Source organism: Collinsella sp. BG-O-102 (assembly GCF_023656745.1).
Lineage (GTDB): Bacteria > Actinomycetota > Coriobacteriia > Coriobacteriales > Coriobacteriaceae > Collinsella.
Window position 1 is genome coordinate 1 of record NZ_JAMOKO010000006.1, and the last position, 14,224, is coordinate 14,224.

At 60.1% G+C, this 14,224-nt stretch carries 14 protein-coding genes and 1 rRNA gene; 1 reads left to right on the forward strand and 14 read right to left on the reverse strand.

What is annotated here, in order from left to right; genetic code table 11:
• The 4 genes from NBH09_RS04185 to NBH09_RS04200 all read right to left on the reverse strand — a co-directional run.
• Positions 1-120: ribosomal RNA gene (locus NBH09_RS04185) — 16S ribosomal RNA — on the reverse strand; the annotation flags it as partial.
• 407 nt (positions 121-527) lie between these two features.
• Positions 528-1,928: a phosphoglucomutase/phosphomannomutase family protein gene (locus tag NBH09_RS04190; RefSeq protein ID WP_250787156.1), complete on the reverse strand. Its 1,401-nt coding sequence runs from the start codon at positions 1,926-1,928 to the stop codon at positions 528-530.
• A 158-nt stretch (positions 1,929-2,086) separates the two neighbouring features.
• The gene (locus tag NBH09_RS04195) at positions 2,087-2,980 is read right to left on the reverse strand and encodes a homocysteine S-methyltransferase family protein (protein WP_250787157.1); all 894 of its coding nucleotides are present in this window, start codon (positions 2,978-2,980) and stop codon (positions 2,087-2,089) included.
• Positions 2,981-2,990: 10 nt separating this feature from the next.
• Entirely contained in the window at positions 2,991-3,413 is a 423-nt protein-coding gene (locus NBH09_RS04200; RefSeq protein WP_040359600.1) for a metal-dependent transcriptional regulator, read from the reverse strand.
• A 120-nt stretch (positions 3,414-3,533) separates the two neighbouring features.
• Between NBH09_RS04200 and pepT the strand changes: the two genes are divergently transcribed.
• Positions 3,534-4,781, forward strand: coding sequence for a peptidase T (gene pepT / locus NBH09_RS04205; protein WP_250787158.1), 1,248 nt, complete (start codon positions 3,534-3,536; stop codon positions 4,779-4,781).
• Positions 4,782-5,035: 254 nt separating this feature from the next.
• Here the strand turns inward: pepT and NBH09_RS04210 are convergent, their stop codons facing one another.
• The 10 genes from NBH09_RS04210 to atpB all read right to left on the reverse strand — a co-directional run bounded on the left by NBH09_RS04210 (position 5,036) and on the right by atpB (position 14,224).
• Entirely contained in the window at positions 5,036-6,271 is a 1,236-nt protein-coding gene (locus tag NBH09_RS04210) for an LCP family protein (RefSeq protein WP_195247125.1), read from the reverse strand.
• Between the two features lie 12 nt (positions 6,272-6,283).
• A complete protein-coding gene (gene murA / locus NBH09_RS04215; RefSeq protein ID WP_250787159.1) occupies positions 6,284-7,567 on the reverse strand; it encodes a UDP-N-acetylglucosamine 1-carboxyvinyltransferase in 1,284 nt (427 codons plus the stop codon).
• Between the two features lie 88 nt (positions 7,568-7,655).
• Complete coding sequence (gene atpC, locus NBH09_RS04220) at positions 7,656-8,048, reverse strand: ATP synthase F1 subunit epsilon (protein WP_006235718.1); 393 nt, start codon at positions 8,046-8,048, stop codon at positions 7,656-7,658.
• 3 nt (positions 8,049-8,051) lie between these two features.
• The gene (gene atpD, locus NBH09_RS04225) at positions 8,052-9,506 is read right to left on the reverse strand and encodes a F0F1 ATP synthase subunit beta (RefSeq protein ID WP_006235717.1); all 1,455 of its coding nucleotides are present in this window, start codon (positions 9,504-9,506) and stop codon (positions 8,052-8,054) included.
• Positions 9,506-10,414 (reverse strand): ATP synthase F1 subunit gamma, encoded by a 909-nt coding sequence (gene atpG, locus NBH09_RS04230; protein WP_006235716.1) that lies wholly within the window; start codon positions 10,412-10,414, stop codon positions 9,506-9,508. Before atpG ends, atpD begins: the two co-directional genes overlap by 1 nt.
• Before the next feature lie 5 nt (positions 10,415-10,419).
• Positions 10,420-12,018: a F0F1 ATP synthase subunit alpha gene (gene atpA / locus NBH09_RS04235; RefSeq protein ID WP_035138794.1), complete on the reverse strand. Its 1,599-nt coding sequence runs from the start codon at positions 12,016-12,018 to the stop codon at positions 10,420-10,422.
• Entirely contained in the window at positions 12,018-12,494 is a 477-nt protein-coding gene (locus NBH09_RS04240; protein ID WP_006235713.1) for a F0F1 ATP synthase subunit delta, read from the reverse strand. The genes atpA and NBH09_RS04240 overlap by 1 nt, the downstream gene beginning before the upstream one ends.
• Complete coding sequence (gene atpF / locus NBH09_RS04245) at positions 12,484-13,086, reverse strand: F0F1 ATP synthase subunit B (RefSeq protein ID WP_006235712.1); 603 nt, start codon at positions 13,084-13,086, stop codon at positions 12,484-12,486. The genes NBH09_RS04240 and atpF overlap by 11 nt, the downstream gene beginning before the upstream one ends.
• A gap of 15 nt (positions 13,087-13,101) precedes the next feature.
• Entirely contained in the window at positions 13,102-13,296 is a 195-nt protein-coding gene (locus NBH09_RS04250) for an ATP synthase subunit C-like protein (protein WP_022094262.1), read from the reverse strand.
• 124 nt (positions 13,297-13,420) lie between these two features.
• On the reverse strand, positions 13,421-14,224 hold the full coding sequence (gene atpB / locus NBH09_RS04255; RefSeq protein WP_022094263.1) for a F0F1 ATP synthase subunit A: 804 nt from the start codon (positions 14,222-14,224) through the stop codon (positions 13,421-13,423).

The following is a 14,224-nucleotide window of genomic DNA, read 5'->3' on the forward strand; positions in this document are numbered from 1 at the left end:
CTCCACGTGTTACTCAGCCGTTCGCCACTCGCTTCCCTCCGGAGAGGGGTGCCGTTCGACTTGCATGTGTTAGGCGCGCCGCCAGCGTTCATCCTGAGCCAGGATCGAACTCTCCGTCCAAAAATATATGGGCTTCGAGCCCGTCCGGTCCTCTCAGTCATTCGCTGATCGGTTCCGTTCGATTCATATGGTTCTATTAGATAGGAAAAGGAATTTCTCGGGGCCGCCTCTCGGCGGCCTTGCGAAAAACAAATCCAAGTTAGACCATTTCAAATGGTTCGATGTCTGCCCGGATGCGACACTCGAAAGTGCCCATCCTCGCAGTATCCGGTTCTCAAGGTGCACGCTTTGCGGCTGATCCGGTCCGACCGGGCCGCGCGGCAAGGAGATATATTGCCAGACCGAAGGGGCCCCGGGGGCGGGAATCTGGGCGTACACATTTCCTACACATCTTGGGACCCGACTAACGTTTGCCAGCCGTTACCTACCGCTCGCCGAGCATCTCTTTATATAAGGCAGTCTCATGGTTAAAGCGGATACGTCCCCCTAGCTAAAGCACAGCCAGCATCGAGCAACTCATCACGTTCTTCCACCGAGAACCCCTCGGCGTAGACGCGCACCACTGGTTCGGTCCCGCTAGGACGAACCAGCAGCCACGTGTCATCCTCGAATGCCAAACGCAAGCCATCCATATGACTAACGTTTTGCGGCACCTTGCCACAAATCGACTTGGGGTTTACGCCCGGCAGCAGGGTTCGTAACGTTTCGGCATCTTCGGCCTCAAGGCGCAAATCCCGTCGACCGTAACTCGTCTTACCAAAACTGTCCTCGAGTTGGTCGACCAGAACGCCCAAAGGCGCGTCCGTCTTAGCCATAAGCTCACACAGAATCAGACAGGCGAGGATTCCATCGCGCTCGGGCATATGCGCGGCGATGCCGATACCACCGGCTTCTTCACCGCCTATGAGGACGCCGCCCTTCTTCATCTCCGCCGCTATATATTTGAAACCGACTGGTTTGACGGTCACGCGGCAGCCAAGCGCCTCGGCAATGCGACGCACGAGCGTCGAGCATGAAAGATTGACGACGACGCGCCCCTCCAAATTACGAAATTGGACCAAATCGCCCAAAACGAGCGCCATGATCTGATGCGGATGTATATATCTGCCGCGCTCGTCAACCGCACCGATACGGTCGGCGTCGCCGTCGGTCACCAGGCCGGCGCAAGCTCCGTCATCGATAACCGTGCGCTCGCAAGCGTCCACCCAAGGCTCAACGGGGTCGGGGCAGATATCTTCTTGGTCAGACGCCTGCCCGGCGTGAATCTCGTGCACCTCAACGCCAAGCTCGCGCAGCAAGTCGGCTAGATAGCCCTGGGCTGCGCCGCCCATGGGATCGACAACCACGCGCAGGTGCGCGGCGCGGATGGCTTCGGCATCGACAAACGATGCCACCGCCTGCATATAGTCAGGAATAATATCCGCGGTGCGATATTGCCCCTCGATCCCCATTGGCTCGGGAGCCATGGTCTCTTCGAGCTCTTCGATGACATCCTGGTTGGCGGTCGAGCCGTCACCCATGCGAATCTTGAGGCACAGATAACCCTGCGGATGATGGGACCCCGTCACCATGAGCGCGCCGCACGCCTCACCGTCATAAGCCGCCGCCCACGTAAGGACAGGGGTCGGAACAGGTCGCGAAGCGAGCACGGCGTCCAGCCCGTGCGCTGCTAGCACGCCCGCCGCAAGCTCAGCGAACTCGCTCGCCAGGGGCCGGGTGTCGAACCCTATATATACCGTTTTGCCCGGATTGGTCTTTTGCCACAACTCGCCGACGGCATCGGCGATACGGGCAACGTTATCGGCAGTGAAGTCCTCATCGACGCGAGCGCGCCAACCGTCAGTTCCAAAATGAATTATCGCGCACACGCGCAGACACCTCACAGTGTTTGGATCATGGTACGCGTGAGGTATACCCGCAACACGCACTCAGCAACCTGCCGGCACCAGCATTCACCATTTGGGCAAATGCTGCCGAGGACATGCAAGCAATAAAAAAACCGCCCCGTATGGAGCGGTTTTGCCCTTTATATATCGAGCGCCTCGGCCATCGCTGCCGTAGTGATTGCCGTGGTTCCACAGCAACTGCCCACCATTGCGGCACCGGCATGCCTCCATTCGTTGCATGCGCGCGCGAAAGCTTCGGGGTTCTCGTGCCATACGGGGCCATCCTGAGTCTGGACCGGATCGCCCACGTTGGGACGCACCGTGACGGGAGTAGTCGCCGATGCAACCATCCTGGGCACCGCCGCGTTCGCGGCCGCAAGCGAACAGCAATTAACACCAACCGAGTTTGCGCCGTGTTTTTCGGCGTACAAATCGGCTGCCTCGATGTTGAGGCCATCGCCCAACAGGTCGCCTTTATCGTCAACGACAAAACTCACCAGAACAGGCATGCCGTCGGCGGCATCTAGGGCGCCGGCAAGCATGGGCTGCAAATTACGGATAGACGTCACCGTCTCGATCAGCAGACCGTCAACGCCGGCGTTGAGCAAGGCGTGCGCCTGTTCGCGCGCAATGCCTCGGATTTCACGATACTCGGCAGAGTCCTCGGCAAACCACTCAATACCGATCGGGCCCATCGAGCCCAGCAGCAGCTGAGGGTGCGCCTGGCGGGCATCGTCGACGGCCCCGCGATTGACCTCCGCCACGGACGGCGCAATCTGGTCGTGCTTGAGGGCATAGCTCGATGCCTGAAAGGTGTTGGTAATGAGCACCTGCGCGCCAGCGGCGACATACAAGCGATGGATACGAGAAACGGTCTGCGGCTCCGCCAGATTCCAAAACGCCGGTGGAATGTCGGCGGCATCGTACTCACTCAACAAAACACTGCCCATGGGGCCCTGCGCCAACAAGGTCTCGCTCGACAAGCGGCGCGCAAGTTCCTCGGCACCAAAGCGGTTGTAATAACTCGTATCCATATATATCCCGCTATTCCTCGACGCTGATTCCCTGCTTTTCGAGATAGGCGAGCCAGCGGCTCATCGTGTCCTCGGATAGCGCATGCTCCATCATGCAGGCCTCGGAATCGGCTCGCTCAAATTCGACACCGAGCTCCTGAACCAAAAACGTGCGGATGAGGCGATGACGGTACCAGATAGCCGTGCCAACCTCGCGGCCGCGATCGGTCAGGATTACCTTGCCGTAGTGCGATTGCTCGACAAGCTCGGATGCCTTGAGCGCCGAAACCGCTTTATTGACCGATGCCTTGGAGACGCCAAGGCGCTGCGCGATGTCGACCGATCGCACACCGTTGGTTTCCCCCTCTTCGCTTTCAATGCGAACCATGCACTCCAAGTAGTCTTCGTTCGCCACCGTCAGATGTAGTTCGCGCGAGCTATTTGTCGTATCCATGATCTTCCGTCCCTTCTGCATTCAATGGCTGATTCTACCCCATCCAAGCGTCGCGGTATGCCGTGGCATACCGTGCTAGAGTTCTTGTTGCACACGACGACCAAGATTGGAGCGGTCTTTATGGAAAACACCACCACGAACCCCGATGTCCTCGAGCGCTTTTTGCGCTACGTCCAGATCAACACGCAGTCCGAGGATGCAAACTGCGACCAGGTACCCTCGAGCGCCGTTCAGTTTGACCTTGCCAACGTGCTGGCTGAAGAGCTGCGCGAGCTTGGTGCGGAAGATGCCCACGTGACCGAGCACGCCTATGTCTGCGCGCATATCCCCGCAAGTGCGGGCGCTGAGGACAAGCCCGCCCTGGGCCTGATCGCCCATCTCGACACCACTGAAGTTGCACCGGGTGCCGGCGTGAAACCGCACATCGTACACTACGAAGGCGGCGACCTGGTCTGCGGCACGGTTGACGGTAAGCCCGTTGCCATGAGTACCGCCAAGCTTCCCGCCCTGAACGACCTCGCGGGTGAGGACCTGGTCTGCAGCGATGGCACCACGCTGCTGGGCGCGGACGACAAGGCAGGCGTCGCCGAGATCATGTCACTTATCGCGCGTATCGCTCAGGACCCCTCTCTGCCCCATCCCGCACTCGGCATTTGCTTCTGCCCTGACGAGGAGATCGGCCACGGAGCCGAGCTGTTGGATATCGATACCTTTGGCTGCAAGTACGCCTACACGGTCGACGGCGGCCCCATCGGCGAGCTGGAGTGGGAGTGCTTTAACGCCGCCGAGGCGACCGTCCGCTTTGAGGGCCAGTCCATCCACCCGGGCGACGCCAAGGGCCGTATGGTCAACGCAGGCAATCTGTTCTGCGACTTCAACGCACTGCTCCCCTACGTCCAGCGCCCGGAGTATACGGAAGGCTACGAGGGCTTTTATCACCTTGAGGGCGTATCTGCGACCGTCGATCACGCCACAGCGCGCTATATCGTCCGCGACCATGACGCCGCCAAGTTCCAGCAGAAACTCGACCTTATTGATGCCGCCGCCTCGATGCTCAACCTGCGTCTGGGTGAGGAGCGCGTGACGGTCGAGATTAAGCAGCAGTATCGAAATATGGCCGAGATCGTTCGTGACTATCCCGAGCTTATTGATGTTGCCAAGGAAGCCTACCTTGCCTGCGGCGTTGAGCCCCAAGTGCTGCCGATTCGCGGCGGCACCGACGGCGCGCAGCTGTCGTTCCGCGGTCTGCCCTGCCCCAACCTTTCCACCGGCGGCTATTGCTACCACGGCGTCAACGAGTTCGTCCCGGTCAGTTCGCTCGTCAAGATGACCGACGTGCTCCAGGAGCTCGTCGCCCGCTTTGCATAAGGAACTCGAACAATCTAGGTAAGCAAAACCGCCCCGTCCTCAAAAACCGAGAACGGGGCGGTTTTTGGTGCAAGGGGAGTAGTCAGCACCGCAGGTTGAGCCAATGTCAGCGAGCGCCGTCCAAGGCGAACAAGTTGGCATGAAAAAGGCAGGGCATTGACCTTCTGGTCATGCCCTGCCTTTTGAATGACAAATTGTCGCCTTGGGCGGCGCGCAGCGTCGAGCCGTTACGGCGTTTGGTAAAACGCCGTAACTTAGTAGTTGGCTTCGTAGCCGTTACCGTCGCCGGTGGGCTCTTCGTAGTAGTCCGAATCGCTCGAATCGCTTGAGTCATCGGAATCGTCAGAGCTGATCGATGAGGTTGCGGTACCGTTTGCGTAGTCGTCAGACGTGTTGTTGTTCAGGTCGCCAATCGTAGAGCTGGAACCGTCGGAAAGACCCATGGTGTTGGGACCCTTGGGATCCTTGCCGGCATCGACGCGCTCCATCATTTCCTTGAGCTCGTCCTCGTAGACAAAGACGTAGCTCACACCGTCGATCATGGTGCTGTCGTCGGCGTACGAGGGCAGGTTGGCCGAGTAGATACCGTCGACATCCATACCGCGCATGGCGTTGACCGTAGCCACGATATCCTGAACGCTCATATCGGTTACAAGCATATCGGACAGCGAATTAACCAGGCCAAAGATCTTCGTGGCATCGAAGTTATTGAGAATCTGGTTGGCAAGGGCGCCAAGCACCTGACGCTGGTGGCGCATGCGCGTGTAATCGCCGTCGGCATAGGTGTAGCGGCAGCGGGCATAGGTAAGGGCGGTGGCACCGTCCATATGCTGCTGGCCAGCGGTAATCTTAATATCCAGGTGCTCGGGGTCGTCAACATCATCGGTTGCGTTAATGTCGATACCGCCAACCGAATCAATCAGCGCCTGCATACCGTCGAAGCTGACCTCGGCATAGTGGGAAATCTGAACACCGCACAGCTCGTTGACCGCCTCGACCATGGCCTCGGCGCCGCCAACGGTATGGCAGGCGTTGATCTTCATGGTCTCGCCCTTGTACTCGACCTTGGTGTCGCGCGGAACGGAAATGAGCGTCGCCTGCTTTTGCGTGGGGTCGATGCGTGCCAGGATAATCGAGTCGGCACGGTACGTATCCTCGCCCGGACGGCCGTCGGTGCCAAGAAGCAGCACGTAGAACGGATCCTTTGCCTCATCGGTGTCAACCAGAACCCGACGCAGATTGTCGGTAATGACATTAGAATCGCCGAGCTTGCCCATAATGGTGGCAAACCACAGGCCGGCAGCGGTAGTGGCACTCAGCAGCACGCCAAGCACGACAATGAGCGCGACGTGACGAATCGTGTGGCTACGACGACGTTGACGAGCGCGCTCGGAATAGCGAGCCACGTTATCGCGACTGTAGATCTTGGCCTGCGCACCAGTTGAGGGTCTTCGGGCGGTGGTATCCGCGAGGGGCTTTTTATTAAACATAGGCAACCTGTATTAGTAGATGACGGGATCGGGGACGGTAGCATGCTCGACATGCGCGCCGAGCGCCCGCAGCTTTTCGACAAACTGCTCGTAGCCGCGCTTGATGTGATGAATAGCCGAAACCTCGGTCGTCCCGTCAGCGATCAAGCCCGCTACGACGAGGGCCGCTCCGCCACGCAGATCGGGCGAGGTAACCCGTGCACCCGAGAAGCCCTTGACGCCATGAATCATGGCATGATGGCTCTCGATACGAATGTCGGCACCCATGCGCACCAGCTCAGAGGCAAACATAAAGCGATTCTCGAAGATGTTCTCGGTAATAACGGAACTGCCGTCGGCAAGGGCGGAGAGTACCATAATCTGCGCCTGCATGTCCGTCGGGAAGCCGGGAAACGGAAGCGTTTGGATGTCGACCGGCTTGATACGCTCGACACGGTTCACATGGACGCCATCCTCGACGCGCTCGCAGTCGATACCCATGAGCTCCATCTTCTTGAGCACCATGCCCAAGTGAATGGGGCAAAAGCCCGTGATATCGACACCGCGATCGTCGGCCATCAACGCACCGGCAACGATAAAGGTACCGGCCTCGATGCGGTCGCCCACCACGCGATGGGTAACAGGATGCAGCTCTTCCACGCCCTCGATGGTCACGACAGGCGTACCGGCGCCAACAATCTTGGCGCCCATCTCGTTGAGCATGTTGGCGAGATCGACGATCTCGGGCTCGCGGGCGGCATTGTCGATAACCGTGGTGCCCTGCGCGCGCACGGATGCCATAATGAGGTTCTCGGTCGCACCGACACTGGCGAACTCGAGCGTGACGGTGGTACCGCGCAGACCTTGGGGCGCATTAGCGTTGATGTAACCGTGGGCGGTATCGAACTCAACGCCCAGGGCCTCAAGACCAAGAATGTGCATATCGATCTTGCGAGCACCCAGGTTGCAGCCGCCCGGCATGGCGATCTTGGCGCGATGGAAGCGACCCAGCAGGGGTCCCATCACGGCGGTGGAAGCACGCATCTTGGCAACGAGCTCGTAGGGGGCCTCCCAAGAATCGACCTGAGAGGTATCAATCTCGAGCGTGTGCTCGTCGAGAACATCGATCGTAGCGCCCATGCCCTTGAGCACCTTGCCCATCACGTGGACATCGGAAATATCGGGCACGTTCTGCAGCGTCGTCTTGCCCGGCGCCAGAAGCGTTGCCGCCATGAGTTTGAGTGCGGAGTTCTTGGCACCCGAGACGGGCACGGAGCCTCCGATGGCGTGGCCACCCTCAACGCGGATAATATCCAAGGTCTACCCTTTCAAAAAGCATGCCCGGGATGGCTGGGCCATCCCGGGCATGATGTGTTCGCAAATGGTCGAACGCTAAATCGTTTGACTATTGGGCAAGCTTGAGCTTACACCATGCGATTTCATTATAGAGGTAGGCGCGGCGTGCATCATCCTCCGACAAATTACCCAGCTTCTCTTCAAAACCTTGAATATCAGCTTTAAGCTTGTCGGCATCGACGGTCGCCAAATCGCAAGCGCGCTCGGCGAGAACGGTCACGACATCGTCCGCAACCTGGGCATAGCCGCCGGCCACGGCAAACGTGTGGTCGACAGTGCCCATGGCCTTATCGGAAACGCGAACGTAACCGCGGTCGATCGTGCAGATCTCGCTGGAGTGAGCAGGCAGAACGCCAAACTCGCCATCCGTGGACGGAATCGACACAAACGCAGCGTCGCCCTCATAGGCGCAGCTCACGGGGCACACGATGCGGATACGCATAACCTACTTCTCCCCCATCTTGCGGGCGCGCTCGCGCACGTCCTCAATCGTGGAAGCATAGCGGAAAGCCTGCTCGGGCAGGTCATCGGCCTTGCCGTCGACAATCTCGGCGAAAGAGCGGACGGTATCCTCGACGCGGACGTAGACACCGGGGTTGCCGGTGAACTTCTCGGCAACGTGGAAGGACTGGGAGAGGAACTGCTGGATCTTACGGGCACGGTTGACCGTAAGGCGCTGCTCCTCGGACAGCTCGTCCATACCCAGAATGGCGATGATGTCCTGAAGGTCGGAGTACTCCTGCAGGAGCTCCTGGACCTTGACGGCGACACGGTAGTGCTCCTCGCCGACGATCGAGGGATCGAGAGCGTCGGAGGAAGACGCGAGCGGGTCGATAGCCGGGAACAGACCGAGCGACGAAATGCTACGCGAAAGGACCGTAGTGGCGTCGAGGTGCGTAAACGTCGTGGCAGGCGCCGGGTCGGTCAGGTCGTCTGCAGGGACGTAGACGGCCTGGACGGAGGTAATGGAACCCGTCTTGGTCGAGGTAATGCGCTCCTGGAGGTCGCCCATCTCGGTTGCCAGCGTGGGCTGGTAACCAACGGCGGACGGCATACGGCCCAGCAGTGCGGAAACCTCGGAACCTGCCTGGGAGAAGCGGAAGATGTTGTCGATGAACAGCAGAACGTCCTGGCCACGATCACGGAAATACTCAGCGGTGGTAAGGCCGGCCAGACCGATGCGCAGACGCGCTCCGGGCGGCTCGTTCATCTGACCATAGACCAAGCAGGTCTTGTCGATAACGCCAGACTCGCTCATCTCGAGGAACAGGTCGGTGCCCTCGCGGGTACGCTCGCCGACGCCGGTGAACACCGAAGTGCCGCCGTGCTCCTGGGCGAGGTTGTTGATGAGCTCCTGAATCAAAACGGTCTTGCCGACGCCGGCGCCGCCGAACAGACCCGTTTTGCCGCCACGGATGTAGGGCTCGAGCAGGTCAACGGCCTTGATGCCGGTCTCGAAGATCTCGGTCTTGGTGGTGAGCTCGTCAAAGCGGGGCGCTGCATGGTGGATGGGGTAGAACTCCTCCACCTCGGGCATGGGCTTGCCGTCGACGGGCTTGCCCATGACGTTCCAAATGCGGCCGAGCGTCTTGGGGCCGACCGGCATCTTCATGGGCTCACCGGTATCGGTGGCGATGAGGCCGCGCTGCAGGCCGTCGGTCGAGGACATGGCGACCGTGCGGACGACGCCGCCCGGAAGCTGGCTCTCGACCTCGAGGATCGTGCTCAGATGACCGATCGGGGTCTCGGCCTCGACCGTGAGCGCGTTGTAGATCGGGGGCACCGCGCCGTCAAACTTGACGTCGACGACAGGGCCGATGATTCGCACGATGCGACCATCACCGGCAGTCGTCTTCTTGGTGGCTTCCTCGACCGCAAGCTTTACGGTGTTATTAGCCATTACTGTTCCTCCAATGCTGAGGCTCCGCCGACGATCTCGTTAATCTCGGTCGTGATCGAAGCCTGGCGCACGCGACTATACGTGCGGGTAAGGGTCGAGATGATCGCGGTGGCGTTTTCCGTCGCGGAGTGCATGGCCTTGCGGCGTGCACCCTGCTCGGCAGCCGCCGAATCGATCAGGGCCTGGTAGATGACCGTCAGGATATAAGACGGCACAAGCTTGCCGAGAACATGCTCGGGAGAGGGCACGAACTCGAACGTGGACGAGATGCGCTTAGGGGCGTCGGTCTCGTTCTTACGCGGACCGTGGGCCATAGCGATCATCTCGGGGTCGAGCGGCAACAGATGCTCGACGCGAAGCTCCTGATCCACGCGGTTCTTGGCGTGGTGGTAGACAAGCTCGACACGGTCAAGCTCACCGGCACGATACGCATCGCAGATATGAGAGGAGATCATGCGGGCCTGATTGAAATCGGGCTCAGAGGAGTTGCCCTCAAAGTGCATGACGACGTTTGCGCGGTCACGGAAATACGTGGCCGGCTTACGCCCGCACGCGATGATCTCGCACTCGATGCCGTCGTTCGCCCAAGAAGCGGCGAGCTTTTCGGCCGTGCGCTCCACCGTCGTATTGAAACCGCCGGCAAGGCCGCGGTCCGAGGCAATAACGACAATCAGGCCATGCTTGACGCTCTCATGCTTCTGCAGCATGGGATCGGTGCCCGAACAGGAGGCGTCGCCGGCGACCGTCAACATGACGTCGGTCAGCGCCTCCTTATAGGGCTCGGCCTGCTTGGAGCGATCGAGGGCACGACGGATCTTGGCCGTAGAGACCATCTCCATCGTGCGCGTGATCTGCTTGGTCGTGGTAACCGAGGAGATTCGCTTCTTAATGTCGCGAAGGTTGGCCATGGGGCTTAGTTCTCCTCTGATCCAGAAACATCCGAATGGTGCTTGGCCATGAACTGCTGCTTGAAGTCGCCGATGACGCGCAAGAGCTCAGCCTTGGTGTCATCATCGATCTTCTTGGCGCGAACCTTGTCGAGCAGCGAGCCAAAGCCATTGTCCATGTACTCGATGAGCTCGGCACGGAAAGGCAGCACGTCGGCGATCTCCAGGTCATCCAGGAAGCCCTCGTTGCCAGCGAACAGCGTAACGATCTGCTCGCCAACCTCAAACGGCTTGTAGCGCGGCTGCTTCAGGAGCTCGGTCATGCGGGCACCATGGGTCAGCTGCTTCTGAGTAGCCTCGTCGAGGTCGGAGCCAAACTGCGTAAAGCCGGCGAGCTCCTGGTACGAAGCGAGGTCCAGGCGGAGGTTGCCGGCGACCTGCTTCATAGCCTTGGTCTGCGCGTCGCCACCGACGCGGGACACGGAAATGCCCACGTCGACTGCCGGGCGCTGGCCCTGGAAGAAGAGCTCGGACTGCAGGTAGATCTGACCATCGGTAATGGAAATGACGTTGGTCGGAATGTAGGCCGAGACGTCGCCGTCCTGGGTCTCGATGATCGGCAGAGCCGTCATGGAGCCGTAACCGTTCTTCTTGGACATCTTGACGGCACGCTCGAGCAGGCGAGAGTGCAGGTAGAAGATGTCGCCAGGATAGGCCTCGCGTCCGGGCGGACGATGCAGCGTCAGCGACATCTGACGGTAGGCCACAGCCTGCTTGGACAGGTCGTCGTAGATGACGAGCACGTGGCCACCGGGGTTGGTCTCGCTGGCGGGCTTGCCGTCCTCGCCGTTGTACATGAAGAACTCGCCGATAGCGGCACCGGCCATAGGCGCGATGTACTGCATAGGGGCGGAATCGGCAGCGGTGGCCGAAACGATGATGGTGTAGTCGAGCGCACCGTGCTGAGCGAGGGTCTCGCGGATGTTGGCAACCGTGGAGGCCTTCTGGCCGATGGCGACATAGATGCAGACCATGCCCTTGCCGCGCTGGTTGAGGATAGCGTCGATGGCAATGGCGGTCTTACCGGTCTTACGGTCGCCGATGATGAGCTCTCGCTGACCGCGACCAATAGGCACCATGGAGTCGATAGCGAGCAGACCGGTCTGAACCGGCTCACACACCGGGGTACGGTCGATGACGCCGGGGGCCTTGAACTCGATGGGGCGACGGTGCGTGGCGACGATGTCGCCCAGGCCGTCGATGGGCTGGCCGAGCGGATTGACGACGCGGCCGAGCATGGCGCGGCTCACAGGGATATCCATAATGCGGCCAGTGGTGCGGCACTCGTCGCCTTCCTTGATGGAGTCGACGGCACCAAACAGAACGGCGCCGACCTCGTCACGGTCAAGGTTCTGGGCAAGGCCGAAGACGGTCTCACCGGTATCGGAGCTCTTGAACTCCAGAAGCTCGCCTGCCATGGCGCTCTTGAGGCCGGAGACGCGCGCGATGCCGTCGCCTACCTCGTCGACCGTTGAAACCTCATGCGTATCGACCGTCGCGGAGAGGCTCGTGAGCTGCTCCTGCAGTTTCTTGGCGATATCCTGGGCATTGAGGGTTTCGGACATTAGGCTTCACCTCCGTACGAATTAGCAGAGTTTGCGAGGGTCTCCTGCGCGATGCGCAGCTGCGTCTTGACGGAAATGTCACGACGCTCGCCGCGGGCCTCGAGCACCAGGCCGCCCACGATAGACGGGTCGACCTGCTCGATAAGGAATACCTTGCGGCCGAAGTCCTGCTCGCATTTCTTAGTGATGGTTTGACGCAGCTCGTCGTCGAGCGGGATCGCCGTGGTGACGGTCACGCCCACTACATCCTCGTCTTCCTCGGCAACATACTTAAAGGCAGCTGCCACCTTGGGAAGAAGGTCGAGCTGGTCGCGCTTGGACATGGTGTCGAGCACGGCGATGATCTCGGGGCTGGCGCTAGCCAGACGCTCGATCATCTCGAGGTCCTCGAACACATGGTTCTCGGCCTTAGCGGCTTCCAGAAGGGAGCGCGCGTAGGTCTCGAGCACCTTGTCCTGATAGCGGCTAGTCGGCATTCAGGCTACCTGCTTCCTGGATGTAGCGCTCGATGAGCTTCTTCTGCTCGGCATCGTCCTCGAGTGCCTCGCCCACGATCTTGGTGGCGACGGCAACGGACAGGTCGGCGATGGAGCTCGCGGCACCGGCGTAGATGGACTTGCGCTCGTCCTCGACGGTCGTATGAGCCTTGGCGATGATCTCCTCGGCCTCCTTGTGAGCAGCCTCGATAATGCGGGCGCGCTCGGACTCGGCGTCCTTACGGGCCTCGAGAACAATGTCGGCAGCCTGACGACGGGCGTCGGTGACGATCGAGTCGGACTCAGCGCGCTTGGCGATAGCCTCCTGCTTGGTCTTCTCGGCCTCGTCGAGGCTCTCCTCAATCTTCTTGCCGCGCTCCTCCATGGTTTTCATGATGCCCGGCAGGGCGACCTTGGCCAGCACGATCCAGATAATCAGGAAGGCGATAAGCGCCGGGATGAACTCCGCCATCTTAGGGATGAGGATGTCCGCACCGGCAGCGCCGTCCTCAGCGAACGCGGAAACCGGCATGAGCAGCGCGGCCGCGGACGCGGAGAGTGCGATCGCGCTCTTCTGGGATGAAAGATTCATACTTGACGCTCCGTGCTATTTAACGATCAGCGCGACAACGAAGCCGATCAGAGCCAGAGCCTCGCCGAAGGCGGAGCCCATGATGAAGACGGTGAACACGCGGCCCTGGACCTCAGGCTGACGGGCCATAGCACCCGTAGCACCCAGAGCAGACAGGCCGATAGCAAGACCAGCGCCGATAACACCGAGACCGTAACCGATAACTCCCACGATTCCTCCTTTGTCGTGCGTGTCTTATTTCACGCAGGATAACCTTTTTATAACTGCCGGGCTCCATGGGTACGGGCACCGGCGGTTTAACGAATTACCTTACCTTTAAGGCGCGAACGGAAGACTACTCCTCCTCCGCGACCTCCTCTGCCTCGGAGACATACACGGCGGTAAGGACCGTGAAGACGTAAGCCTGGATGGCGCCGACCACAAGCTCGATCGCATAGATCAGGATGAGGATGGCAAGCCAGGCCAGCGAAGGCAGGGCGCCGACGGCGTGGGCCGCGGAAACCTGCTGAAGCAGCGGCTGCATGAACATGCTCGCCATGATGGCGAACGAGCCCATGACCACGTGTCCTGCGAACATGTTGCAGAACAGACGGACGGCGAGCGTGATGAGGCGCAGGAAGGTCGAGAAAAGCTCGACGACCCACACGAGCACGTTCATCGGGAAGCTCACGCCCTGCGGAGCGAGGCTCTTGATGTAGCCGATCACGCCGTGAGCCTTGCATCCGTAGTAGATGAAGTACACGAAGGCGAAGATGGCGAGCGCGGCGGTGGAGCCGATTGCGCCGGTGCCGGGCTTCATTCCCGGGATCAGGCCGATCATGTTGTTGATCAGAATGAACAGGAAAAGCGAGCACAGGAACGGGAAGTGCTTCTTCCAGTTCTCACCCACGACGCCCTTGCCGATATCGTTCTCGACGTACTCGATGATGTACTCGAAACCGTTGACGAAGAAGCCCTTGGGAACCAGGGTCTGCTTCTTCTTGAACACGGCCAGGACGATCAGGAGCACGATCGTGGAGACGATCAGCCAAAACGAGTACTGCGTGATGCCGCAGCTCAGATCGCCCACGACAGGGGTGGAGCTGAACTCGCTGACCAGATGATTAATCTCATCAGGCAGCTTTTCAAAAATTTCCAC

Excerpts from the sequence above, each read along its gene's own strand:
- atpF (WP_006235712.1), bottom strand. The coding sequence starts at position 13,086 with ATGAATCTTTCATCCCAGAAGAGCGCGATCGCACTCTCCGCGTCCGCG.
- atpD (WP_006235717.1), bottom strand. The coding sequence starts at position 9,506 with ATGGCTAATAACACCGTAAAGCTTGCGGTCGAGGAAGCCACCAAGAAG.
- atpA (WP_035138794.1), bottom strand. The coding sequence starts at position 12,018 with ATGTCCGAAACCCTCAATGCCCAGGATATCGCCAAGAAACTGCAGGAG.
- NBH09_RS04240 (WP_006235713.1), bottom strand. The coding sequence starts at position 12,494 with ATGCCGACTAGCCGCTATCAGGACAAGGTGCTCGAGACCTACGCGCGC.
- NBH09_RS04200 (WP_040359600.1), bottom strand. The coding sequence starts at position 3,413 with ATGGATACGACAAATAGCTCGCGCGAACTACATCTGACGGTGGCGAAC.
- atpG (WP_006235716.1), bottom strand. The coding sequence starts at position 10,414 with ATGGCCAACCTTCGCGACATTAAGAAGCGAATCTCCTCGGTTACCACG.
- pepT (WP_250787158.1), top strand. The coding sequence starts at position 3,534 with ATGGAAAACACCACCACGAACCCCGATGTCCTCGAGCGCTTTTTGCGC.
- NBH09_RS04210 (WP_195247125.1), bottom strand. The coding sequence starts at position 6,271 with ATGTTTAATAAAAAGCCCCTCGCGGATACCACCGCCCGAAGACCCTCA.
- atpC (WP_006235718.1), bottom strand. The coding sequence starts at position 8,048 with ATGCGTATCCGCATCGTGTGCCCCGTGAGCTGCGCCTATGAGGGCGAC.
- NBH09_RS04195 (WP_250787157.1), bottom strand. The coding sequence starts at position 2,980 with ATGGATACGAGTTATTACAACCGCTTTGGTGCCGAGGAACTTGCGCGC.